23 protein-coding genes are annotated in these 21,664 nt (G+C 72.0%); 15 read left to right on the plus strand and 8 right to left on the minus strand.

Going from position 1 to position 21,664, the window contains the following annotated elements; translation table 11 throughout:
• From ACFVHO_RS04730 to ACFVHO_RS04755, 6 genes are all read left to right on the plus strand, one after another.
• Positions 1-1,776, plus strand: coding sequence for an ABC transporter substrate-binding protein (locus tag ACFVHO_RS04730; protein ID WP_385710185.1), 1,776 nt, complete (start codon positions 1-3; stop codon positions 1,774-1,776).
• Positions 1,777-1,942: 166 nt separating this feature from the next.
• Complete coding sequence (locus tag ACFVHO_RS04735) at positions 1,943-2,944, plus strand: ABC transporter permease (RefSeq protein ID WP_385710188.1); 1,002 nt, start codon at positions 1,943-1,945, stop codon at positions 2,942-2,944.
• Positions 2,941-4,083: an ABC transporter ATP-binding protein gene (locus ACFVHO_RS04740; RefSeq protein ID WP_385710191.1), complete on the plus strand. Its 1,143-nt coding sequence runs from the start codon at positions 2,941-2,943 to the stop codon at positions 4,081-4,083. Before ACFVHO_RS04735 ends, ACFVHO_RS04740 begins: the two co-directional genes overlap by 4 nt.
• A gap of 11 nt (positions 4,084-4,094) precedes the next feature.
• Positions 4,095-5,318: an ABC transporter ATP-binding protein gene (locus ACFVHO_RS04745; protein WP_385710194.1), complete on the plus strand. Its 1,224-nt coding sequence runs from the start codon at positions 4,095-4,097 to the stop codon at positions 5,316-5,318.
• Positions 5,319-5,482: 164 nt separating this feature from the next.
• Positions 5,483-6,160, plus strand: a complete 678-nt coding sequence (locus ACFVHO_RS04750) for a trimeric intracellular cation channel family protein (protein ID WP_385710197.1) — start codon at positions 5,483-5,485, stop codon at positions 6,158-6,160.
• A 25-nt stretch (positions 6,161-6,185) separates the two neighbouring features.
• Entirely contained in the window at positions 6,186-7,055 is an 870-nt protein-coding gene (locus tag ACFVHO_RS04755) for a thioesterase family protein (RefSeq protein WP_385710200.1), read from the plus strand.
• 98 nt (positions 7,056-7,153) lie between these two features.
• Here the strand turns inward: ACFVHO_RS04755 and ACFVHO_RS04760 are convergent, their stop codons facing one another.
• The 3 genes from ACFVHO_RS04760 to ACFVHO_RS04770 form a co-directional block, all read right to left on the minus strand.
• Positions 7,154-8,218, minus strand: coding sequence for a YeiH family protein (locus ACFVHO_RS04760; protein ID WP_385710203.1), 1,065 nt, complete (start codon positions 8,216-8,218; stop codon positions 7,154-7,156).
• Positions 8,218-8,799 carry a cysteine dioxygenase gene (locus ACFVHO_RS04765; protein ID WP_385710206.1) on the minus strand — a complete coding sequence of 194 codons (582 nt, stop codon included), beginning with the start codon at positions 8,797-8,799 and terminating at the stop codon, positions 8,218-8,220. Before ACFVHO_RS04765 ends, ACFVHO_RS04760 begins: the two co-directional genes overlap by 1 nt.
• A 122-nt stretch (positions 8,800-8,921) precedes the next feature.
• Positions 8,922-9,827: a LysR substrate-binding domain-containing protein gene (locus ACFVHO_RS04770; protein ID WP_385710209.1), complete on the minus strand. Its 906-nt coding sequence runs from the start codon at positions 9,825-9,827 to the stop codon at positions 8,922-8,924.
• Between the two features lie 202 nt (positions 9,828-10,029).
• Here ACFVHO_RS04770 and ACFVHO_RS04775 point away from each other — a divergent pair, with 202 nt between their 5' ends.
• Complete coding sequence (locus tag ACFVHO_RS04775; protein WP_385710212.1) at positions 10,030-11,070, plus strand: helix-turn-helix transcriptional regulator; 1,041 nt, start codon at positions 10,030-10,032, stop codon at positions 11,068-11,070.
• Here ACFVHO_RS04775 and ACFVHO_RS04780 read toward each other — a convergent pair.
• Positions 11,042-11,908: an alpha/beta fold hydrolase gene (locus ACFVHO_RS04780; RefSeq protein ID WP_385710215.1), complete on the minus strand. Its 867-nt coding sequence runs from the start codon at positions 11,906-11,908 to the stop codon at positions 11,042-11,044. The two genes, ACFVHO_RS04775 and ACFVHO_RS04780, sit on opposite strands and share 29 nt — an antisense overlap.
• A 100-nt stretch (positions 11,909-12,008) precedes the next feature.
• On the minus strand, positions 12,009-12,659 hold the full coding sequence (locus ACFVHO_RS04785; RefSeq protein ID WP_385710218.1) for a TetR family transcriptional regulator: 651 nt from the start codon (positions 12,657-12,659) through the stop codon (positions 12,009-12,011).
• A gap of 123 nt (positions 12,660-12,782) precedes the next feature.
• Between ACFVHO_RS04785 and ACFVHO_RS04790 the strand changes: the two genes are divergently transcribed.
• The 3 genes from ACFVHO_RS04790 to ACFVHO_RS04800 all read left to right on the plus strand — a co-directional run bounded on the left by ACFVHO_RS04790 (position 12,783) and on the right by ACFVHO_RS04800 (position 14,650).
• Positions 12,783-12,953 (plus strand): hypothetical protein, encoded by a 171-nt coding sequence (locus ACFVHO_RS04790; RefSeq protein ID WP_385710642.1) that lies wholly within the window; start codon positions 12,783-12,785, stop codon positions 12,951-12,953.
• 235 nt (positions 12,954-13,188) lie between these two features.
• The gene (locus ACFVHO_RS04795; RefSeq protein WP_385710221.1) at positions 13,189-13,407 is read left to right on the plus strand and encodes a DUF4190 domain-containing protein; all 219 of its coding nucleotides are present in this window, start codon (positions 13,189-13,191) and stop codon (positions 13,405-13,407) included.
• Between the two features lie 64 nt (positions 13,408-13,471).
• The gene (locus ACFVHO_RS04800) at positions 13,472-14,650 is read left to right on the plus strand and encodes a cysteine desulfurase family protein (RefSeq protein ID WP_385710224.1); all 1,179 of its coding nucleotides are present in this window, start codon (positions 13,472-13,474) and stop codon (positions 14,648-14,650) included.
• Between the two features lie 147 nt (positions 14,651-14,797).
• Here ACFVHO_RS04800 and ACFVHO_RS04805 read toward each other — a convergent pair whose 3' ends face one another.
• On the minus strand, positions 14,798-15,520 hold the full coding sequence (locus tag ACFVHO_RS04805) for an N-acetylmuramoyl-L-alanine amidase (RefSeq protein ID WP_385710227.1): 723 nt from the start codon (positions 15,518-15,520) through the stop codon (positions 14,798-14,800).
• Between the two features lie 61 nt (positions 15,521-15,581).
• Between ACFVHO_RS04805 and mnmA the strand changes: the two genes are divergently transcribed.
• Positions 15,582-16,724: a tRNA 2-thiouridine(34) synthase MnmA gene (mnmA, locus tag ACFVHO_RS04810; protein ID WP_385710230.1), complete on the plus strand. Its 1,143-nt coding sequence runs from the start codon at positions 15,582-15,584 to the stop codon at positions 16,722-16,724.
• A 95-nt stretch (positions 16,725-16,819) separates the two neighbouring features.
• Here the strand turns inward: mnmA and ACFVHO_RS04815 are convergent, their stop codons facing one another.
• Entirely contained in the window at positions 16,820-17,776 is a 957-nt protein-coding gene (locus ACFVHO_RS04815) for an NADP-dependent oxidoreductase (protein WP_385710233.1), read from the minus strand.
• 94 nt (positions 17,777-17,870) lie between these two features.
• On the opposite strand from ACFVHO_RS04815, the gene ACFVHO_RS04820 reads away from it, so the two are divergent.
• The gene (locus tag ACFVHO_RS04820) at positions 17,871-18,851 is read left to right on the plus strand and encodes a GlxA family transcriptional regulator (RefSeq protein WP_385710236.1); all 981 of its coding nucleotides are present in this window, start codon (positions 17,871-17,873) and stop codon (positions 18,849-18,851) included.
• A gap of 96 nt (positions 18,852-18,947) precedes the next feature.
• Here ACFVHO_RS04820 and ACFVHO_RS04825 read toward each other — a convergent pair whose 3' ends face one another.
• Positions 18,948-19,280 carry a DUF427 domain-containing protein gene (locus tag ACFVHO_RS04825; protein ID WP_385710239.1) on the minus strand — a complete coding sequence of 111 codons (333 nt, stop codon included), beginning with the start codon at positions 19,278-19,280 and terminating at the stop codon, positions 18,948-18,950.
• 112 nt (positions 19,281-19,392) lie between these two features.
• On the opposite strand from ACFVHO_RS04825, the gene ACFVHO_RS04830 reads away from it, so the two are divergent.
• From ACFVHO_RS04830 to ACFVHO_RS04840, 3 genes are read left to right on the plus strand one after another with little or no spacing between them, the layout of a single operon-like run.
• Positions 19,393-19,932: a TIGR00730 family Rossman fold protein gene (locus ACFVHO_RS04830; protein ID WP_385710241.1), complete on the plus strand. Its 540-nt coding sequence runs from the start codon at positions 19,393-19,395 to the stop codon at positions 19,930-19,932.
• 25 nt (positions 19,933-19,957) lie between these two features.
• Complete coding sequence (locus tag ACFVHO_RS04835; RefSeq protein WP_385710244.1) at positions 19,958-20,647, plus strand: SDR family oxidoreductase; 690 nt, start codon at positions 19,958-19,960, stop codon at positions 20,645-20,647.
• Between the two features lie 17 nt (positions 20,648-20,664).
• On the plus strand, positions 20,665-21,663 hold the full coding sequence (locus ACFVHO_RS04840; RefSeq protein WP_385710613.1) for a methionine synthase: 999 nt from the start codon (positions 20,665-20,667) through the stop codon (positions 21,661-21,663).
• Position 21,664: the final 1 nt, after the last annotated feature.

The following is a 21,664-nucleotide window of genomic DNA, read 5'->3' on the forward strand; positions in this document are numbered from 1 at the left end:
ATGCCAACAGTTTCCTCGAAGCGACGGCTCACCGCTGGTGCGGCCTTCGTAGTCGCGGCGCTGGTGACCACCACCGCGTGCGGTGGCGGCGACGGCGACGGCGACGGCAAAGGCAAGGGCGCCGGGTACAACGCCGCCCTGAACAAGGTCGCCAACCCGTCGAAGAAGGCCGGCGGCACCCTGCGCATGGTCGGCAAGCAGGACCTCGACTCGGCCGACCCGCAGCGCGCCTACTACGGCATGTCCTGGGACTTCATGCGCTTCTACACCCGGCAGCTGGTGTCGTACGACACCAAGCCGGGCAAGGCGGGCACCAAGCTGGTCCCGGACCTCGCCGAGAGCAACGGCAAGATCTCGGACGGCGGCAAGACCTACACGTACAAGCTGCGCGACGGCGTCACCTGGGAGGACGGCTCGCCGCTGACCTCCAAGGACGTCAAGTACGGCATCGAGCGCATCTGGGCGACGGACACCATCACCGGTGGCCCGCAGTACCTGATGAAGGCGCTCGACCCCAAGGGCGAGTACAAGGGCCCCTACAAGGACTCGTCCAAGGACAAGCTCGGTCTGAAGGCGATCGAGACGCCCAACGACAAGACCATCGTCTTCAAGCTGCCGAAGCCCAACGGTGACTTCGAGCAGTTCCTGGCCATGCCGTCCGGCTCGCCCGTGAAGGCGTCCAAGGACACCAAGGCCAAGTACACCCAGCGGCCGTTCTCCGCGGGCCCGTACAAGTTCTCGCAGTACAAGCCGGGCAAGAAGATCATCCTGGTCCGCAACGACAAGTGGAAGAAGGACTCGGACCCGATCCGCGCCGCGCTTCCCGACAAGGTCGACGTGACGATCTCCGCCAACCTGGAGGAGAACGACAAGCGCCTGATGGCCGGCGACTACGACGTCGACCTCAACGGCACCGGCATGACCCAGTCCGGCCGCGTCACCGCCATCCAGAAGCACCGCGACAGCATCGACAACATGCACACGTCCTTCGTGCGCTACGTCGCGCTGATCCACACCGCGAAGCCGTTCGACAACGTGCACTGCCGCAAGGCCGTCTTCTACGGCACGGACTTCGCGGCCCTGCAGCAGACCCGCGGCGGCAAGCTCGCGGCCGGTGACATCGCCAACAGCACCTTCCCGAAGGCGATCCCGGGCTACAGCGCCTACGACCCGTACGGCGTCCTGGAGCGCCAGGGCAAGCCGGACGCGGCCAAGGCCAAGGACGAGCTGAAGAAGTGCAACAAGCCCGACGGATTCAGCGCCAAGATCACCGCTCGTAACAACAACCCGGGCGAGGAGGACACCGCCGAGGCGCTGCAGGCCCAGCTCAAGAAGGTCGGCATCAACCTCTCCGTCGAGACCCTCGACGGCGCGGACTCCTCCAGCATCACCGGTTCGCCGTCCGTGGTGAAGAAGCGCGGCTACAGCATGCAGATGAGCGGCTGGGGCCCGGACTTCCCCTCCGGCCAGGGCTACGCGCAGCCGCTGTTCGACAGCCGCTTCCTCGCCGAGACCGGTAACTACAACGAGTCCCAGATCAAGGACAAGAAGGTCGACGGGCTCTTCGACAAGGCGATCGCCGAGACCGACCCGGTCAAGGCCGGCGAGACCTACAAGGCCCTCGACAAGCGGATCCTCGACCAGGCTGACTGGATGCCCTTCCTGTACGAGAAGAACATCACCTGGCGCGGTCCGCGGCTGACGAACGCGTACATGTCCGACGCGTTCAACGGCCGGTACGACTACGTCTCGCTCGGCGTCAACGACAAGAAGTAACACCGTGAGCGCGTTGCCGCGGCGGGTGAACTCCCGCCGCGGCGGCCGCTCTTGACCGACCGCCACGCCACCGCCGCATCCCGCCAGTCCGAAGGGCAGGTGATGGCCCCGGGCGGCGACCGGAGCCCCTCACGAGGGGGCCTCGGCCACCGCCGGGCCGCGCACAGTGCTTGCTTATCTCATCCGGCGCCTGATCGCCGTAATCATCATGGTGCTGGTCGTACTGCTCGCGACCTTCACCGTCTTCTTCATGCTGCCCAAGTGGGCGGGACAGGACATCGCCGTCCTCTTCGCCGGCAAGGCGTCCGGAGCCGAGCAGCTCGAAGGCATCCGGACCAAACTCGGCCTCGACGACCCGCTGCTCGTGCAGTTCTGGGACTTCGTCAAGGGCATCCCGATGGGGCGCGACTACGCCAACGGCAGTGACGTCACCCACTGCCCCGCGCCCTGCTTCGGCTACTCCTTCCGCACCGAGGCCCCCGTCTGGGAGACCCTCAAGGACGCCCTGCCCGTCACCGGTGCGCTCGCCGCCGGTGCCTGTGTGCTGTGGCTCGGCGCCGGTGTCCTCACCGGTGTGATCTCCGCGCTCAAGCGGGGCACCGTCTGGGACCGCGCCGCGATGACCACCGCCCTCGCCGGCGTCTCGCTCCCCGTCTTCTTCACCGGCATGATCGCGATGGGCGTCTTCGTCCACAACCTCGGCTGGGTGAAGATCGCCGACAGCCTCAGTACGGACGACTCCATCGACGTCTGGTTCCAGACGCTGATCCTGCCGTGGATCGTGCTCGCCTTCCTGAACGCCGCGATGTACGCCCGCCTCACCCGAGCCACCATGCTGGAAGTGCTCGGCGAGGACTACATCCGCACCGCGCGCGCCAAGGGCCTCGGCGAGTCCGTCGTCATCCGCAGACACGCGCTGCGCTCCGCGATGACGCCGATCCTCACCGTCTTCGGACTCGACCTCGGCGTGCTCATGGGCGGCGCCGTGCTCACCGAGTCCACCTTCAACCTTCCGGGCCTCGGCCTGGAAGCGGTCAGGGCCATCAGCAGCAAGGACCTGCCCGTGATCCTCGGCGTCACCCTGTGTGCGGCCCTCGCGATCGCCATCGCCAACCTCGTCGTGGACATCATGTACGCCGTCATCGACCCGCGAGTGAGGCTGGGATGACCGAACTGTCCAAGAGCGGAGCGGCGCCCGAGGGCGGCGCGGAAGCCACCGTGTCGAAGACCGGCACGGCCGTCGGCGAGGTCGTCGCCGGCTCGCCCGCTCCCTCCGCCTTCCTCGAGGTGCGCGACCTCAAGGTGCACTTCCCGACCGACGACGGCCTGGTCAAGTCCGTCGACGGGCTCAGCTTCAGCCTGGAGAAGGGCCGCACCCTCGGCATCGTGGGCGAGTCCGGGTCCGGCAAGTCCGTGACCTCGCTCGGCATCCTCGGCCTGCACACCGCCGGGCAGTACGGCCGCCGCAAGGCGCAGCTGTCCGGCGAGATCTGGCTGAACGGCACCGAGCTGCTCAGCTCCCCGGCGGACGAGGTGCGCAAGCTCCGCGGCCGCGAGATGGCGATGATCTTCCAGGACCCGCTGTCGGCGCTGCACCCGTACTACTCGATCGGCAAGCAGATCATCGAGGCGTACCGGGTCCACAACAACGTCGACAAGAAGGCGGCGCGCAAGCACGCCGTCGAGATGCTCGACCGGGTCGGCATCCCGCAGCCCGACAAGCGCGTCGACTCCTACCCGCACGAGTTCTCCGGCGGCATGCGCCAGCGCGCGATGATCGCCATGGCGCTCGTCAACAACCCCGAGCTCCTGATCGCCGACGAGCCGACGACGGCCCTCGACGTGACGGTGCAGGCGCAGATCCTGGACCTGATCCGGGATCTGCAGAAGGAGTTCGGCTCCGCGGTCATCATGATCACCCACGACCTCGGCGTGGTGGCGGAGATGGCCGACGAGCTGCTCGTGATGTACGGCGGCCGCTGCGTCGAGCGCGGCTCCGCGCAGCAGGTCTTCCACGAGCCCCAGCACCCCTACACCTGGGGTCTGCTCGGCTCGATGCCGCGCATCGACCGCGACGAGACCGAGCGCCTCGTCCCGGTCAAGGGCTCCCCGCCCAGCCTCATCAACCTGCCGAGCGGCTGCGCCTTCAACCCGCGCTGCCCGTACGCCGACGTGCCCAAGGACCAGATCACGCGCAGCGAGCGCCCCGAGCTGAGCTTGGTCGGCTCCGGGCACTACTCGGCCTGCCACATGTCGCGCGAGGAGCGCACCAAGATCTGGACCGAAGAGATTGCGCCGAAGCTGTGAAGGGCCAGGACATGACCATCCCCGCGCAGGCGAAACCCGCCCCGGACTCCGAGCGGGACGTGCTCCTCAAGGTCGAAGGACTGGTGAAGCACTTCCCCATCAAGAAGGGGCTCCTGCAGCGCCAGGTCGCGGCCGTCCAGGCCGTCGACGGCATCAGCTTCGACGTGCGCTCCGGTGAGACCCTCGGCGTCGTCGGCGAGTCCGGCTGCGGCAAGTCGACCATGGGCCGGCTCATCACCCGGCTGCTCGAACCGACCGGCGGGCGGGTGGAGTTCGAGGGTACGGACATCACGCACCTGGGCACGGCGAGGATGCGGCCGCTGCGCCGCGACGTCCAGATGATCTTCCAGGACCCGTACTCGTCGCTGAACCCCCGGCACACCATCGGCACGATCGTCGGCGCGCCCTTCAAGCTCCAGGGCGTGAACCCCGAGGGCGGCGTCAAGAAGACCGTCCAGGGCATGCTGGAGCGGGTTGGCCTCAGCCCCGAGCACTACAACCGCTACCCGCACGAGTTCTCCGGCGGTCAGCGGCAGCGCATCGGCATCGCGCGGGCGCTCGCCCTGCAGCCGAAGCTGGTCGTGGCGGACGAGCCGGTGTCGGCCCTCGACGTGTCCATCCAGGCCCAGGTGGTCAACCTCCTGGACGACCTCCAGGACGAGCTCGGCCTCACCTACGTGATCATCGCGCACGACCTGTCGGTCATCCGGCACGTGTCCGACCGCATCGCGGTGATGTACCTCGGCAAGATCGTCGAACTCGCGGACCGCAAGGACTTGTACACCAAGCCCATGCACCCGTACACGAAGGCGCTCCTGTCCGCGGTGCCGGTGCCCGACCCCAACCGGCGCGGCGCCAAGAGCGAGCGCATCCTGCTGCGCGGCGACGTGCCCTCGCCGATCGACCCGCCGAAGGGGTGCCGTTTCCACACGCGGTGCTGGAAGGCGACGGAGATCTGCGCGGTCAAGGAGCCGGAGTTCATCGCCCTGGAGACGGCGCACCAGGTGGCCTGCCACCACCCGGAGAACGCGCCGGACCAGGCGCCGGAGGACACGAAGCTGCTCTCCGTGGCCCGAGAGGCCATTGATGTGGTGTCGGTCACCACTGCCGCCGACGTCGCCGCCGAGGAGCCCGCTGGCGCGGAAGCCGAGGACGCGGCTGCCCCGGCGAAGGAGGAGCCCGCCGCGGCTGCGGAGGAGGCTGAAGCCAAGGCGACCGACGTGACGAAGGACTGAGCGCACGCCGATCGGCCTGCGGCCTCGTCCTCAAACGCCGGACGGGCTTTTTCCCCGCCCGCCCCTTTTCGGGGGTGGGTGGGGGAAAGCCCGTCCGGCGTTTGAGGACGAGCTCGGCGGAGCCGGCGATTCGGGGCCACCCTCCCGGCGAGGGACAATGCGGCGTGCTTCAGGAACTGTTCAGTCCGGGGGTCCAGCACGCACTGGACATCGTCGGCATCTTCGTCTTCGCGATCTCCGGCGCCCTCCTCGCCGTCCGCAAGAACTTCGACGTCTTCGGCATCGCCGTGCTCGCCGAGGTCACGGCCCTGGGCGGCGGCCTCTTCCGCGACCTGGTGATCGGCGCGGTGCCCCCGGCCGCCTTCACGGACCTCGGCTACTTCCTCACCCCGCTGCTCGCCGCGCTCCTCGTGTTCTTCCTGCACCCGCAGGTCGAGCGCACCCAGTTCGCGGTGAACGTCTTCGACGCGGCGGGCCTCGGCCTGTTCTGTGTCACGGGCACCACGAAGGCGTACGACTACGGGCTCGGCCTGACCGCGTCGGCGACCCTGGGCCTGGCCACGGCGGTGGGCGGCGGCGTGCTGCGCGACATCATCGCCAACGAGGTCCCGTCCCTGGTGCGCTGGGACCGCGACCTGTACGCGGTCCCCGCCATCGTGGGGGCCACCATCGTCGCCCTGTCGATCCGCTTCGACGTGCTGAACGGGCTGACGACGGCGCTGGCGATCGTCACGGCGTTCGTCCTGCGGCTGCTCGCGATGCACTACCACTGGCGGGCGCCGCGCGCGTGGAACCGCCGCTCCTCGGCGTCGGAGGAGCCGGAGCATAAAGCTACCGCTTAGTAGTTTTGTGTTGTACGTTGCCGGTATGGCTGACACAGCAGCGGCGCCCCTCGCGCGCGCCACGGTCGGGGACAGCGAGTTCGACCGCGACACGGCGGTCACCCGGCGGGAGCCCGGCGTCTACGACATCGACCTCTCCGCGGGCTGGACCATCGTCAACGCCGTCAACGGCGGCTATCTCCTCGCCGTCGTCGGCCGCGCCCTCGCGGACGCGCTGCCGCACTCCGACCCGTTCACGATCTCCGCGCACTATCTGACGGCGTCCGACCCGGGCCCCGCCGTGATCCGCACCGAGACCGTGCGCACCGGGCGCGGCCTCTCCACCGGACAGGCCTCGCTGGTGCAGTTCGAGGCGGACGGCACCGAGGTCGAGCGGCTGCGCGTGCTCGCCTCGTACGGGGACCTGGACGCCCTGCCCGACGACGTGCGCACGACCGCCGAGCCGCCGGAGCTGCCCCCGGTCGACCAGTGCTTCGGCGCCGACGACGCCCCGCCCGAGCAGCGGGCGGTGCCCGGCTCGTCCGCGATCGCCGACCGGCTGTGGCTGAAGCTGGACCCGTCCACCCTCGGGTGGGCGCTCGGCCAGCCGTCCGGCAAGGGCGAGATGCGGGCGTGGTTCGGGCTCGCCGACGGGCGTGACGCGGATCCCCTGTCGCTGCTGCTCGCCGTGGACGCGCTGCCGCCGACGGCCTTCGAGATGGGCCTCTCCGGCTGGGTGCCCACCATCGAGCTCACCGTCCACGTGCGCGCCAGGCCCGCCCCGGGGCCGCTGCGCGTCGCCATCACCACGCGCAACCTCGCCGGCGGCTTCCTGGAGGAGGACGCCGAGGTCTGGGACTCCGCGGACCGCCTGGTGGCCCAGTCCCGCCAGCTCGCCCGCGCCCGCCTGCGCTGACAGGGCAGCACACCCCGCCCGGGCCGACCTCCGCGGCCCGGGCGTCGCGTGTCCGCGCACGCCCACCGGTCGTCCGGTCGCCGGGTGTCCGGGCAAGCTCACCCGGTCAGACACACCCCCGCGTACGACACCCCGCCGACCACCACCCACGCGCACAGCCCCACGAGCCCCACCCGGCCCCCGGTGCGTACCAGCGTCCGCAGGTCCACCGCGCTACCGAGGCCGAACAGGGCGGCGGCGAGGAGCAGTTCCTGGGCGATCCCGGCGGCGTCGAGGGCCGCGTCCGGGAGCCATCCGGTGCTGCGTACGCCGACCATCGCCACGAACCCCGCGACGAACAGCGGCACCAGCGGCGGCCTGCGCTCACCGGCGTCGGCGGTCCCGTCCGCGGCGGCCGCGCGCCGGGCCCGTACCGCGATCGCCACACCCGCGACCAGCGGCGCGAGCAGCGCCACCCGCATCAGCTTGACCAGGACGCCCTCGCCGAGGGCCGTGCCCCCGGCGGTCTGCGCGGTGGCGACGACCTGTCCCACGTCGTGCACACTCGCCCCGACCCAGCGCCCGAACTCCGCGTCGGTGAGCCCCAGCGGCCCCTGGAGCAGGGGGAGCACGGCGATGGCGAGCGTCCCGCAGAGCGTCACCACCGCGACCGAGGCGGCCGTGTCGCGCTCCTCGCTGCGGGAGACGTCGCTGACCGCGCCGATCGCCGACGCCCCGCAGATCGAGTAGCCGGTGGCGATGAGCAGCGGCTGGTCGCCGGGCAGGCCCAGCTTCCGGCCGAGCCACCAGGTGCCGAAGAACGTCGCCGCGACCACCACGAGCACCATCGCGACGGTCGCCCAGCCGACCCCGAGCACATCGCGCAGGCTGAGCTTCAGACCGAGCAGCACCACGCCGACCCGCATCAGGCGCTTCGCGGCGAAGGTGAGGCCGGGCCTGGCCCAGCCGCGTACCCACACCCGGGAACCCGGCACCTGCGCGGCGACGAGGCCGAGGACGATGGCGACCGTCAGCATCGGCACGTCCGGCACGAGCCGGTGCGTCAGCCAGGCGACGGCGACGCCCGCCGCGGCCAGGGCGAGGCCCGGCCAGGGCCCGGTGGCGCGCACGGGCGGACGCGGCGCCGACGCCGTCTTCGGCGGGCGCTGTCCGAGCAGGGCCATCAGCGGTCGGCCGGGAGGTCGTACACCCGTCGCACGCTGCTGCCGAGCCGTCCGATGTCCGCGCCGTAGACGTGCAGGGAGATCGCGCGTCCCGCGCCCGCGTTCCACACCCGGTGGATGTCTCCGGGCGGCGCGAAACCGCACACCGCGCCCTGCGGGTTCACCACGTCCTCCGTGGCGACGAGGTGCGCGGGAACGCCGTCCTCGGCGGGCACGAGCCGGTAGCGCCGCTCGTGCTCCTCGCCCTCGTGCACACCGGTCACGCACCACGACACGTGGTCGTGCACGGACGTGCGCTGGCCGGGCAGCCACACCAGGCCGACGAGGGAGAAGCTGCCGTCGCTCTCGGCGTGCAGGAGGTGCTGGCGGTAGCGGTCCGGGTCGCCCTCGCACTGCTCGGGGGTGAGCAGGTCGGCGGTGCCCAGGTGCGGGGCGAGGCGCTCGCCCACCAGGTACGCGGTCAGGTCCGGGGGCAGGCCGCGGCCGACGGCCTCGCGTATCTCCGCGACGAGCGCGTCGAGGCGCGGCGTCGTACAGGGGCGGGCGGGTGCGGTGCGGGTGTGCGCGGTGGGGGTGGTCATACTCGCAGCGTCGGCCCACCCCATCCATCACGTCCAACGACAGTCTTTTGGCGTGACCTCAAAAAGTGCTTATGGGTTGGCCGTTCAACGGTCGGCGGGGTGGTGGTCGGCGGCCGGTCCGGTCAGCAGCCGACACGGTTCGCCGCGACCGCCTTCAGCTCGTCGAGGACCAGTGCCGTGGCCGGAATGCGCAGATGCTCCCGCAGGACGTACGCCGACACCTGCCGCCGGGACGCCGGGTCGAGCGGGCGTCCCGTGACCGAGCGGTGGCACAGGAAGTTCAGGACGAGGCCCGGCATCATCGCGATGCCGAGGCCCTCGGAGACGAGGCTCTGGATGACGAGGTTGTCGTCCGTGGTGAAGGCGATGTCAGGGGCGAAGCCCTGCTCGGCGCACTCGTGCAGGAAGTTGGCGCGGCAGCGCAGGCACCCGGCGATCCAGCGCTCCTCGGACAGATCGGCGAGCCGCACCGAGCGGCGCCGCGCCATCGGGTGCCGGGTGGGCATCAGGACCGTCAACTGGTCCTCCATCAGCGGTACTTCGACGACCTCGTCCGGCACCTCTTCGAGCAGGCCGGGATAGGTGAAGGCGAGGGTGACGTCGGCGTCGCCGTGCACCAGGCGCTGCAGGGACTCCGGCGGCTCGTACTCCTGGAGTTCGACGCGGATGCCGCGGTGGTTGCGGGCGAGGCGGGCCAGCGCCTCCGGTATCAGCGTGGCCGTGGCGCTCGGGAACGCGCACAGTCTGACCCGGCCGGTGCGCAGCCGCGTGATCGCGTTCATCTGCTGCTGGGCCGCGTCGATGTTGCCGAGGATCACCCCGGCGTGCCGGGACAGCGCCTCGCCCGCCTCCGTCAGCCGCATCCGGCGGCCGACCCGGGTGAACAGGACCGTGCCCACGGACCGTTCGAGCGCCTTCATCTGCTGGGTGATCGCCGGTTGCGTATAGCCGAGCGAGCGGGCCGCGGCGGAGTACGAACCGGTGCGGACCACTTCGTGGAAGGACCTGATGTGCCGGGAGTCGAACACAGCCGAATCATAAGCAAAATTTGGGAACAAGTGACGGGCCTTTTCCGTCGCTTCTGGATCCGTCGTGCGCTTCCCGATCGAGCACGCCCGGCCGTCCGCGATCGGGAGCGTGTGCGATCCGTGATGGGGGGCGTGCGCGATCCTTGAGTGGGGGGCGTGCGCGATCCGTGAGTGGGGGGGGGCGTGCGCGATCCTTGACCGCGTGAAGTCCGACCGGCTGCTCTCGATCCTGCTGTTGCTCCAGACCCGCGGCACCGTCCCCGCGCCCGAACTCGCCGAGCGCCTTGAGGTGTCCGTCCGCACCATCTACCGCGACGTCGAGGCGCTGTCCGCGTCGGGCGTCCCGGTGTACGCCGAGCGCGGGCGGCACGGCGGCATCACGCTGCTGCCCGGCTACCGCACCGACGTCACGGGCCTGACCGCCGACGAGTCGCGCGCCCTGTTCGTCCTTGCCGCGCAGGGCGCCCACGCCGCGCTCGGCCTGGACGCGGCCATCGGCTCGGCCCTGCGCAAGGTGATGGCGGCGCTGCCCGCGCCGCACCGGCCCGCCGCCGAGCTGACCAGCCGCCGGATCCTCGTCGACGCCTCGCGCTGGACGCGCGGCCCCGGATCCGGGCTGCCCCTGGACCATCTGGGCACGCTCCAGGACGCGGTCTTCGCCGACCGGCGCGTGCGCGTCAGCTATGTGCACAGCGGGTCCGAGGGCGTGCGGGACTACACCCTGGACCCCTACGGCCTCGTCTCCAAGGCGGGTGTCTGGTACCTCGTGGCCGACCGGGACGGCGAGCCCAGGCTCTTCCGCGCGGACCGGGTGCGCTCGGCGAGCCTGATGGACGAGGCGGTGCGGCGCCGCCCGGGGGTCGAACTCGCGGACGTGTGGGAGCGGTTGAAGCAGTGGGTGGAGCGGCGCACCGGCGGCATCGAGGTCACCGCGCGGGTGCGCCGCGACCGCTACGGGCGCTTTCTGCGGTTGCACGGGGGTGCGATCACGGAGGTCGCGGAGGAGAGAGAGGAGAGGGGTGAGAGGGGTGAGAGGGAGCAGAGGGAGGAGGGGGCGGGGGACGGGGCTGCTGAGGGCGCGGGGGAGTGGGTGACCGTGCGCCTCGTCGTCGAGGAGGAGCGCGCGGCGCGCGTCCTGCTCGCCTTCTCCGACGCCGTCGAGGTCCTGTCGCCGCCGGAGATCCGGGAAGAGCTGGCGCGGGCCGCCGCGGCTGTCAGCGCACTGTACGAGGGCCCGCATTGAGGAAACGCGCGAGCGCCCCCGTGAGTTCCGCCGGGGCGTCCTCCTGTACGAGATGTCCCGCGCCCTCGATCAGACGCAGCTCGGCGCCGGGGACGAGACCGGCGAGTTCGTGGCCGCGCGCCACCGGGATCCAGGTGTCCTCGGTGCCCCAGCAGACCAGGACGGGCAGCTCCAACTCGCCGTACCTGCCCTGGATCTCGTCCGTGAACCGCTGGTCGTTCTGCTCGATCTGGCGGTAGAACGCGGGCCTGCCCGCCTCGGTGCACCAGGGCGCCACGAGCCGGTCGAGCACGGCCGGGTGCAGCCCGCGGTGGCTCGCCGAGCCGACGTACTCCCGTACCAGCGCCTCGTGCAGCGCGGGCGGCAGTTGGGCGAACACGTCCGCGTGCGCGCCGAGCAGCCGGTACGTGGGCGAGCCCCACGGCGCGAGGGCCACCGGGTCGACCACGGCGAGCCGGGCGTAGCGCGCGCCGTGCAGCAGGTGTGCCCGCAGGGCCACGCAGCCGCCGAAGTCGTGGGCCACGACGGCCGGGGGCTCCTGCCCGTCCAGGCCCCAGTGGGCGAGCAGCTCGGTGAACACCCGGGCCTGCGCGGCCAGCGAGACGTCCTGCCCGGCGCGCATCTCGGACGCCCCGTACCCGGGCAGGTCCCATACGTACACACGGTGTTCGCCCGCGAGCGCCTTGGCGACGCCCCGCCAGACGTACGACGAGAACGGGGTGCCGTGGACCAGGACGACGGGGGGCGCGTCGGCCGGTCCCAGGGCGGCCCAGCGGACGGTGCCCGACGAGGAGGCGAAGGTCTGGTCGAGGGTCCAGTCGGGATGCGTGGTTGTCATGACCGAGAAGGCTAGTTGCCCCTTACGGGTACGTCGAGTACCGGCCAGACTTGTCCGTCGTCATCCGCCGTCATCTGCCGACGCCCGTCGCTGTCCGTCGCTATCCGTCGTTCTTGTCTGCCGTCGCGTCCAGCCAGTGTCGGCGGCCCAGGGTGAGCAGGCGCAGTTGTCTGCGGGCCCGGTCGGCCACGGGCTCCTCGTCGTCGGTCCCCAGGAGCGCGGACGCGGTCATCACCATGTGGTCCACGTACATCCGGGCGAGCATCAGCAGGTCCGCCTCGCTCCAGCCCGCCGCCTCCGGCTCCTTGGCGAACTGCGCCGCCACCTCCTGGGCGAACAACGTGAGTTGGCCGCCTATGGCCTCGCGCACCGCCTTCACGCCGCCGTGCTGCTCGCGCGCGATGAAGCGGGCGTGGGCGGGGTATGCCCGGACGTACGCCACGATCAGGTCCACGGCGGCCGTGATGCGCTCCTCGCCGTCACCGGTCGCCGCGAGCGTGGCGACCAGCGTGGTGTGCAGGCTGCCCAGGGCCTCCTCGACGAGGGCCACGCCCAGGTCGGCCGTGTCGCGGAAGTGCCGGTAGAAGGCGGTGGGGGCCACGCCGACGGCACGGGTCACCTCGCGCAGGCCGAGGCTGGACAGGCTCTGCTCCGCGAGCAGGTGCAGCGCCGCGTCGAGCAGGGCCTGCCGGGTCTTCTGCTTCTGCGCCTGCCGGGCGCCCGGGGCCGGGCCGTCGAGGGTGTGACTCATGCCATGCAGTTAACAACTGTTCTCCGAGATTTGAAAGCCGTGGGAGGAGTAGACTCTCCAGTCAGTGAACAGTTGTAACCACAATCGTTCACCCAAGCTTCGACAGCTGTCCGGCCATCCGCTATGGGAGGGGTCCTTCTCGTGCTGTTCCTCGTCGCCGCACTCCTGCTCCTCGGCGTCGCCATGGGCACCGTGGCGCACGCCCCGCTGTCCGTCTCACTCGTCCTGGCCGCCGTCATCGGCGTCTGGCTGCTGGTGTTCGCGCTGCGCGAGCGGCACGCGCGCCACCGCTGACCGCCCCGCGGCCACCGACTCCGTACGACCTCCGACCACCCTGAGGAGTCGCACCATGGAACTCACCGCACAGGCACCCACCGACCGCGGTCCGCGGCGGACCGAGGCAGGTCCGCGGCCGACCCACGCGGGTCCGCGGCCGACCGACGCAGGTCCGCAATCGACCGGGAGCGGATCGCAGCCGACCGGAAGCGGGTCGGGGGACCGGCCCGTCGGCCGCCGCGACACCGACGGCATGGCCGTGGCCTCCTTCGTCCTCGGCCTGCTCGGGCTGCTCGTCCTGAACATCGTGCTCGGCCCCGTCGCCATCGTCCTCGCGTCCCTCGCGCTGTGGCGCGGCACCGCGCGGCGCGGCCGCGCGCTGCTCGGACTCGGGCTCGGCGTGGCCGATCTCGTCGTCCTCGGCACGCTGATGTCCCTGAACAACACGGTGTCCTGGAGCTTCGCGGGCTGACCGGCGCAGACGCGCCACCGCGGGGTCGGGGCCTTCGGTCACGGCTCGTAGAATCGTGCCCACCATGGCCTACCTCGACCACGCCGCGACCACCCCGATGCTCCCGGAAGCGATCTCGGCGATGACCGCCCAGCTCGCCGTCACCGGCAACGCCTCCTCGCTGCACGCGGCGGGCCGCCGGGCTCGCCGCACCGTCGAGGAGGCCCGCGAGACGCTGGCCGAGTCGCTCGGCGCGCGCCCCAGCGAGGTCGTCCTCACCTCGGGCGGCACCGAGGCGGACAACCTCGCCGTGAAGGGTCTGTACTGGGCGCGGCGCTCCGGCGCGGACGGCGGCCCGGCCCGCACCCGGGTCCTCGCGAGCCCCGTCGAGCACCACGCCGTCCTCGACGCCGTCGACTGGCTCGGCGAGCACGAGGGCGCCACCGTCGAGTACCTCCCCGTCGACGCGCACGGCCGCGTACACCCCGAGGCGCTGCGCGAGGCCATCGCCCGCAACCCCGACGACGTCGCCCTCGCCACCGTCATGTGGGCCAACAACGAGATCGGCACCCTCCAGCCGGTACGTGAACTGGCCGACGTCTGCGCCGAGTTCGACGTGCCGCTGCACGCCGACGCCGTGCAGGCCTTCGGGCAGGTGCCCGTCGACTTCGGCGCCTCCGGGCTCGCCGCGATGACGGTCTCCGGGCACAAGATCGGCGGCCCCTACGGCATCGGCGCGCTGCTGCTCGGCCGTGCCTACAGCCCCGTGCCCGTGCTGCACGGCGGCGGCCAGGAGCGACACGTGCGCTCCGGCACCCTGGACGTGCCCGCGGTCGCCGCGTTCGCCGTGGCCGGGCGGCTCGCCGCCGAGCGCCGCGAGTGGTTCGCCCGGGAGATCGGCGCGCTGCGCGAGGAACTGGTCGCGGCCGTCCGCGCCGCCGTCCCGGACGCGATCCTCGGCGGCGACCCGGACCCCGCCGGACGCCTCCCGGCCAACGCCCACTTCACCTTCCCCGGCTGCGAGGGCGACTCGCTCCTGCTGCTCCTGGACGCGCAGGGCATCGAGTGCTCCACCGGCTCGGCGTGCACCGCGGGCGTCGCCCAGCCCAGCCACGTCCTGCTCGCCACCGGTACCGACCCGGACCTGGCCCGCGGCACACTGCGGTTCTCCCTGGGGCACACGTCCACGAAGGCGGATGTGGACGCGGTGGCGGCGGCGATCGGCCCGGCGGTGGAGAGGGCGCGGACGGCAGGCTTGAGCTGAGTCCCTGCTGCTGCGGGTGATTCCCAGCCCCTCCGGCGGGGCGATCCAGCCCCTCCGGCGTTTGAGGAGCGGGGTCTGGGGCGGAGCCCCAGGATCGGGAAGGGGCGGGCTTGGGGAGCTCCCAGCCGGGCCCCCGCACCGGCCCCGCTAGGCGGGCGTCCTCGTCCGTGCAGGCCGACGGGCCCGATCCCGCTCCCGCCGCACCAGCCGCAGATACCGATCCCAGTCCCAGTACGGCCCCGGATCCGTGTGATCCGTCCCCTCCACCTCCACGTGCCCGATGATGTGCTCCCGGTCCACCGGAATGTCGTACCGCTCACAGATCCCCGCCGTGAGCCGCGCCGACGCCTCGTACATCGCGTCCGTGAACGACTCCTTCTTCTCCACGAAACCTTCGTGCTCGATGCCCACGCTGCGCTCGTTCATGTTCCTGTTGCCCGCGTGGAACGCCACGTCGAGCTCGCGGATCATCTGGGCGATGTGGCCGTCCTTGCGGACCACGTAGTGCGCGGCGGCGCCGTGGCCGGGGTCCTTGAAGACCTTCAGGGCGGTGCGGTAGCCGCCCTGCACGACGTGGATGACGACGCGGTCGATCTCGTAGTCGTCGGGGCGGTCGGCCCGCCGCCAGTTCGCGGAGGACGCCGCTATCCACTGCGCGCCCCGGGCGTCGACCGCGCCCTCCTCGCGCTTCTTCACCACTCCGGGAATCCGCCACCACAGGCGCCCCAGCTCGTCGCGGGCGACCAGGGCGGTGCCCACGCCCACGACGGCCGTGCCGCCGAGCAGCAGCGCGCGCCGGCTGACCGCGCGCTCCGGCGGCGGCTCGGCCTGCCCGGCGTCCCCGGCGCTCTCCGTCTTCTCGGCCCCCATGTGATCCTCAACGCATACTCAGGGGCGCCGGGTTCCCGCGGACCCGTACCCTGTTAGGGCTATGACTTCGCAGATCCCGTCGGCCCCGCCGCGCACCAGCCGCCCGCTCCGTGTCCTCGCCGCCATGTCCGGCGGGGTGGATTCCGCCGTCGCCGCCGCTCGTGCCGCCGAAGCGGGGCACGACGTGACCGGTGTGCACCTGGCGCTGTCGGCGAACCCGCAGTCGTTCCGCACGGGCGCGCGCGGCTGCTGCACCATCGAGGACTCGCGCGACGCCCGCCGCGCGGCGGACGTCATCGGCATCCCGTTCTACGTGTGGGACCTCGCCGAGCGCTTCCGCGAGGACGTGGTCGAGGACTTCATCGCCGAGTACGAGGCCGGGCGCACCCCGAACCCCTGCCTGCGCTGCAACGAGAAGATCAAGTTCGCCGCGCTCCTGGACAAGGCCCTGGCCCTCGGCTTCGACGCGGTCTGCACCGGGCACTACGCCCAGGTGATCACGGGCGAGGACGGGGTGCGCGAGCTGCACCGCGCCTCGGACATGGCCAAGGACCAGAGCTACGTCCTCGGGGTGCTCGACGACCGGCAGCTCGCGCACGCGATGTTCCCGCTCGGCGACACCGTCACCACGAAGGACGAGATCCGCGCGGAGGCCGAGCGCCGGGGTCTCGCCGTCGCCAAGAAGCCCGACAGCCACGACATCTGCTTCATCGCGGACGGCGACACCCAGGGCTTCCTGGCCTCGCGCCTCGGCAAGGCGGAGGGCGACATCGTCGACGAGTCCGGTGCGGTCGTCGGCAGCCACGAGGGCGCGTTCGGCTTCACGATCGGCCAGCGCAAGGGCCTGCGCATCGGCACGCCCGCGCCCGACGGCAAGCCCCGCTACGTCCTGGACATCTCCCCGGTCGACAACCGCGTGACGGTCGGCCCCGCCGCCGCTCTCGACGTGACGGCCCTGACGGCCGTCAAGCCCCGCTGGTGCGGTGCCGCCCCCTCCGGAGCGGGCACCTACACCGCGCAGCTGCGGGCCCACGGCGGCGAGACCGAGGTCACCGCCGAGCTGGTCGACGGCGCCCTGCACGTCAGCTTCACCGAGCCGGTGCGCGGTGTCGCCCCCGGCCAGGCGATCGTCCTGTACGACGGCTCGCGGGTGGTGGGCTCGGCGACGATCGCCTCGACCGAGCGGGTCGCTGCGCTGGCCTGAGGACGTGGCTGGCCTTGGCCGTCGGCCGGGTAGGGGGCTGCGTCCCTTTCCCCCGCATCGCCGCTTCGCGGCTCGTCCTCAATCGCCGGACGGGCTCAGACCGTGAGGACCAGCTTGCCCTGGGTGCGGGAGAGTTCGCCCAGGGCGTGCGCCTCGGCCGCCCGCTCCAGCGGGAACGTCTCGGCGACCTCGGCGCGCAGGCTGCCCTCGGCGACCAGACGGGCGATCTCCAGCATGCCGTGCCGGTCCGGCTCCACGATGGTCCAGCCCGTGCGGACGCCCGCCTCCCGCGCCCGCGCGGCGTCCGGCAGCCCCCCGGGGTCGGGCAGCGTCACCAGGTGGCCACCGGGCCGCAGCACGGGCAGGGAGCGGTCTCCGTAGGGCCCGCCGACGCCGTCGAGGACCACGTCCACGTCGCGCACGGCCTCGGCGAAGTCCGTCGTCGTGTAGTCGATCAGCTCGTCGGCGCCGAGGGAGCGCAGGAAGTCGTGCTTGTCGGCGCGCGCCGTCCCGATCACGTACGCGCCCTGCGCCTTGGCGATCTGCACGGCGAGGTGGCCGACGCCCCCGGCCGCCGCGTGGATCAGGACGCGCTGGCCCGCGCGCAGCTCCGCCGTCTCGATCAGGCCCTGCCAGGCGGTGAGGGCCGCCAGGGGCAGCGCGGCGGCCCCCACGTGGTCGATGTTCGCGGGCTTGCGGGCGAAGCGCCGGGCCGGGGCGGCGACGTACTCGGCGTAGCCGCCCGCCTGCTCCGGGAAGCGCGGCATGCCGAACACCTCGTCACCGGGCGCGAACAACGTCACCCCGGCGCCCACGGCCTCGACCGTGCCGGACACGTCGTAGCCGAGGATCGGGGTGTCGCCCCACGTCCCGAACCCGCCCGTGGCCCGCGTCTTCCAGTCGACCGGATTCACCCCGGCCGCGTGCACCTTGACCAGGATCTCGGTCATCCCGGGCTCGGGGCGGTCCACCTCGACGGGGACGAGGACATCGGGGGTGCCCCACGCGCGCGGGCTGACGGCACGCATGGTGGCGGTCGTACGGGAGCTCATTGATCTTGTCCTTTCTGGTGAGCGACCACCAGGGTGCGTCCGCCCGACCGCTCGCGGTGCTGGCAGTTTGGCCATCATGTGACAGGATCTGGCCATGGCATCCCACAGCACGCACCGCGTCGTCGTCCTCGCCCTGGAGGGGGTGTACGCCTTCGAGCTGGGCATCGCCTCGCGCGTCTTCGGCACCGCGCAGGACGAGGCGGGACGCCCCCTGTACGACATCGTGGTGTGCACGGTGGACGGCCGCCCCGTGCGGACGGAAGCGGGCTTCTCCGTAGCCGTCGAGCACGGACCCGAGGCCCTGGAGAGCGCCGACACGGTCGTGATACCGCCGACGAGCGAACTCGACAAGGGCCTGACCGGCGACCAGCTCCCGGAGCCGGTCGCCGCCGCGCTCGGCCGGATCAGGAACGGTGCCCGCCTGGTGTCGTTCTGCAGCGCCTCGTACGTCCTCGCCGCCGCGGGGCTCCTCGACGGGCGGCCCGCGACGACCCACTGGCACGTCGCCCCGCACTTCCAGCGCACCTACCCGCGCGTGCGTGTGGACGAGGACGTGCTCTTCGTGGACGACGGCGACGTCCTCACCTCGGCCGGGGTGGCCGCCGGGGTCGACCTGTGCCTGCACCTGGTGCGCCGCGACCACGGCAGCGCCGTCGCCAACCACGTCGCGCGCGTCTGCGTCGTGCCGCCCTGGCGCGACGGCGGCCAGGCGCAGTACATCGAACGGCCCGTCCCCGAGGCGACCCTCGCCACCACGGCGGACACGCGCGCGTGGGCGCTGCAGCGGCTCCAGGAGCCGCTGACACTGGGCGAGATGGCCGACCACGCGCGCATGAGCCTGCGCACGTTCACGCGCCGCTTCCGCGACGAGGTGGGCACCACGCCGGGCCGCTGGCTCACGGCCCAGCGCCTCGAACTGGCCCGCCACCTCCTGGAGGCCAGCGACCTGCCCATCGACCTGGTGGCCCACCGCGCGGGCTTCGGCACCGCCAACTCGCTGCGCCAGCACATGCGTTCTGTACTCGGCGTTTCTCCGGCGGCCTACCGCAGGACGTTCACGGCGACCGCGGCGTAGCGCTCCGCTCGGTGCGGAGGAGTTCTGCCCGCGGGCCGGTGGGGGCTTGTCGCGCAGTTCCCCGCGCCCCTTCTGGGCGCTCCCCGCCCTCGCCGGTCAGTGCGAGGTCACCTCAGTGACCTCGTAGAAGCAGAAGTGGTCCTTGATCTGGGCCACTTCCGGCTTCGGCTCCGGGTACGCCCACACGGCGTCCGGGGTGCCCGGCAGCGACCAGTAGGACGCCGTCCCCTTGAAGGGGCAGTACGTGTGCGTGTCGGACGGCGTGAGGAGGTCGGTGCGCACATCCTCCGGAGGCAGGTAGTAGCGCACCGGGAAGCCCGTCTCACGCAGCAGGAGCGGGCGCTTGCTCTCGGCCACGACCTGGCCGCCCTGCTGCACGCGCACGTGCTGGGTGCCCTGCTCGACGGTGATGCGGTGTCCCTGGGTCACGGTGGTGCCCTTCCGTAGGAGTCGTCTTCCTGGTTCAGCGCGTCCACGGGGGTCGTTCTTCCCGGTTCCGGGTGCTGCCGGGGTGCCTGAGTCGGAACGTACGGTGGATGCCATGAACATCTGTGTCTTCCTCTCCGCCGCCGACCTGCCCGAGACCTACACCCGCCCCGCCCGCGAGTTCGCCGAGCTGCTCGGCAAGGGCGGCCACACCCTGGTGTGGGGCGGTTCCGACGTGGGCCTGATGAAGGTCGTCGCGGACGGCGTGCAGGAGGCCGGCGGCCGCCTCACGGGCGTCTCGGTCGACTTCCTCGCCGCCAAGGCCCGGCCCGGCGTCGACGACATGGTGATCGCCAAGGACCTCGCCGAGCGCAAGGCGCTGCTCCTGGAGAAGGCCGACGCGGTCGTGATCATGGTGGGAGGCACGGGCACCCTCGACGAGGCCACCGAGATCCTGGAGCTGAAGAAGCACGGCCGGACCACCAAGCCGGTGGTGCTGCTCAACTCCGGCGGTTTCTACGACGGGTTGAAGGAGCAGTTCCGCCGCATGGAGGCCGAGGGCTTCCTGCCGGTGCCGCTGACCGACCTGGTCTTCTTCGCGGAGGAGCCGGTGGGCGCCCTCGCGTACCTGGAGGAGGCCATGGGCACGCGCTGACCGGCCGGAATGCGACCATGGGCACATGGCAACTCATGTGATCACCGGGGCGGGCTCCGGCATCGGCGCGGCCGTCGCCCGCCGTCTCCACGAGCGCGGGGACACCCTCGTCCTGCACGCGCGCGACGCGGGCCGCGCCAAGGAGCTCGCCGCCGAGTTCCCGGGCGCGAGCACCCTCGTCGGCGACCTCGCGGACCCCGACAAGCTCTCCTGGGCCTTCTCGCACCAGAGCCTCCCGGACCGCGTGGACTCGCTGCTCCACATCGCGGGCGTCGTCGACCTAGGCCCCGTCGGCGACCTCACCCCCAAGTCCTGGCGCCACCAGCTGAACGTCAACCTGATCGCGCCCGCCGAGCTGACCCGGCACTTCCTGCCCCAACTCCGCGTCACCCAGGGCCACGTGATCTTCGTGAACTCCGGCGCGGGCCTGCGCGCGAGCGCCGAGTGGTCGGCGTACGCCGCCTCCAAGCACGGCCTGAAGGCCCTCGCCGACTCCCTGCGCAACGAGGAGCACGGCAACGGCGTGCGCGTCACCTCCGTGTACCCCGGGCGCACGGCGAGCCCCATGCAGGCCAAGGTGCACCAGCAGGAGGGCAAGGAGTACGACGCCGCGCAGTGGATCGCCCCCGAGTCGGTCGCCACGACGATCGTGATGGCCCTGGACCTGCCGCGCGACGCCGAGGTCAACGACCTGACGGTGCGGCCCGGACGGTGAGCGAGGCGGTGAGCGGTATGCGGTGGGGCGGCGCCACCGGCGTCGGATCGATGCCCGGCGGCGACGCGCGCGAGACGGCGAAGACGGTGACCGGCACCTTCGACGGTGCCGACGAGGGCATGCCGTACCTGGCCGAGCTGCCCGCGCGCGGACCCGGCGCCGACATGATCGGCCGCACGGCCGGGATGCTCATCGAGCTGTACGCGCGCGTGGAGCCCAGCGGCTGGCGCCTCGGCGACCGGCCGGGACGTGACACGCGCCGCGCGGCGTCCTGGCTCGGCGAGGACCTGGACGCCCTGGAGGAGTTCACCCAGGGCTACACGGGCCCGCTGAAGGTCCAGGCCGTCGGCCCCTGGACGCTCGCGGCCGCCCTGGAGCTGCGCAACGGCGAGGCCGCGCTCTCCGACCCCGGCGCCTGCCGGGACCTGGCCGGATCGCTCACGGAGGGGCTGCGCGGCCACCTCGCGGAGGTCAAGCGTCGGGTGCCGGGCGCGGACCTCGTCCTGCAGCTCGACGAGCCCTCGCTCACCGCCGTGCTGCGCGGGCAGATCAGGACCGCGAGCCAGTACCGCACGCACCGCGCCGTGGACCGGCAGCTCGTCGAGAGCGCGCTGCGCGACGTCCTCGCCGTCCACGACGGGCCCGCGCTGGTCCACTCCTGCGCGCCCGACGTACCGTTCGCGCTGCTGCGCAGGGCGGGCGCGGACGCCGTGTCGTTCGACTTCTCGCTGCTCACCGAGCGTGATGACGAGGTGCTCGGCGAGGCCGTCGAGGCCGGCACGAAGCTGTTCGCCGGTGTCGTACCGGGCACCGACGGACCATTGTCAGACCCTGCCGGTAGCGTCATGGGTGTCAGGACGCTGTGGCGCAGGCTGGGGCTGAATCCGGGGTCACTCGCGGAGTCGGTCACGGTCACGCCGTCGTGCGGTCTCGCGGGTGCTTCGCCCGCATATGCCCGCGCGGCGCTCGCGCACTGCGCCCGGGCGGCGAGATCACTCGCGGACTCTCCTGAGTAAC

This window comes from Streptomyces sp. NPDC127108 (genome assembly GCF_042677545.1).
Taxonomy (GTDB): domain Bacteria; phylum Actinomycetota; class Actinomycetes; order Streptomycetales; family Streptomycetaceae; genus Streptomyces.

Coding starts and splice junctions, on each gene's coding strand:
- ACFVHO_RS04765 (WP_385710206.1), bottom strand. CDS start 8,799: ATGACCACCCCCACCGCGCACACCCGCACCGCACCCGCCCGCCCCTGT.
- mnmA (WP_385710230.1), top strand. CDS start 15,582: ATGACTTCGCAGATCCCGTCGGCCCCGCCGCGCACCAGCCGCCCGCTC.
- ACFVHO_RS04800 (WP_385710224.1), top strand. CDS start 13,472: ATGGCCTACCTCGACCACGCCGCGACCACCCCGATGCTCCCGGAAGCG.
- ACFVHO_RS04785 (WP_385710218.1), bottom strand. CDS start 12,659: ATGAGTCACACCCTCGACGGCCCGGCCCCGGGCGCCCGGCAGGCGCAG.
- ACFVHO_RS04730 (WP_385710185.1), top strand. CDS start 1: ATGCCAACAGTTTCCTCGAAGCGACGGCTCACCGCTGGTGCGGCCTTC.
- ACFVHO_RS04790 (WP_385710642.1), top strand. CDS start 12,783: ATGGGAGGGGTCCTTCTCGTGCTGTTCCTCGTCGCCGCACTCCTGCTC.
- ACFVHO_RS04840 (WP_385710613.1), top strand. CDS start 20,665: ATGCGGTGGGGCGGCGCCACCGGCGTCGGATCGATGCCCGGCGGCGAC.
- ACFVHO_RS04740 (WP_385710191.1), top strand. CDS start 2,941: ATGACCGAACTGTCCAAGAGCGGAGCGGCGCCCGAGGGCGGCGCGGAA.
- ACFVHO_RS04780 (WP_385710215.1), bottom strand. CDS start 11,908: ATGACAACCACGCATCCCGACTGGACCCTCGACCAGACCTTCGCCTCC.
- ACFVHO_RS04835 (WP_385710244.1), top strand. CDS start 19,958: ATGGCAACTCATGTGATCACCGGGGCGGGCTCCGGCATCGGCGCGGCC.
- ACFVHO_RS04815 (WP_385710233.1), bottom strand. CDS start 17,776: ATGAGCTCCCGTACGACCGCCACCATGCGTGCCGTCAGCCCGCGCGCG.
- ACFVHO_RS04830 (WP_385710241.1), top strand. CDS start 19,393: ATGAACATCTGTGTCTTCCTCTCCGCCGCCGACCTGCCCGAGACCTAC.
- ACFVHO_RS04760 (WP_385710203.1), bottom strand. CDS start 8,218: ATGGCCCTGCTCGGACAGCGCCCGCCGAAGACGGCGTCGGCGCCGCGT.
- ACFVHO_RS04755 (WP_385710200.1), top strand. CDS start 6,186: ATGGCTGACACAGCAGCGGCGCCCCTCGCGCGCGCCACGGTCGGGGAC.
- ACFVHO_RS04795 (WP_385710221.1), top strand. CDS start 13,189: ATGGCCGTGGCCTCCTTCGTCCTCGGCCTGCTCGGGCTGCTCGTCCTG.
- ACFVHO_RS04820 (WP_385710236.1), top strand. CDS start 17,871: ATGGCATCCCACAGCACGCACCGCGTCGTCGTCCTCGCCCTGGAGGGG.
- ACFVHO_RS04745 (WP_385710194.1), top strand. CDS start 4,095: ATGACCATCCCCGCGCAGGCGAAACCCGCCCCGGACTCCGAGCGGGAC.
- ACFVHO_RS04805 (WP_385710227.1), bottom strand. CDS start 15,520: ATGGGGGCCGAGAAGACGGAGAGCGCCGGGGACGCCGGGCAGGCCGAG.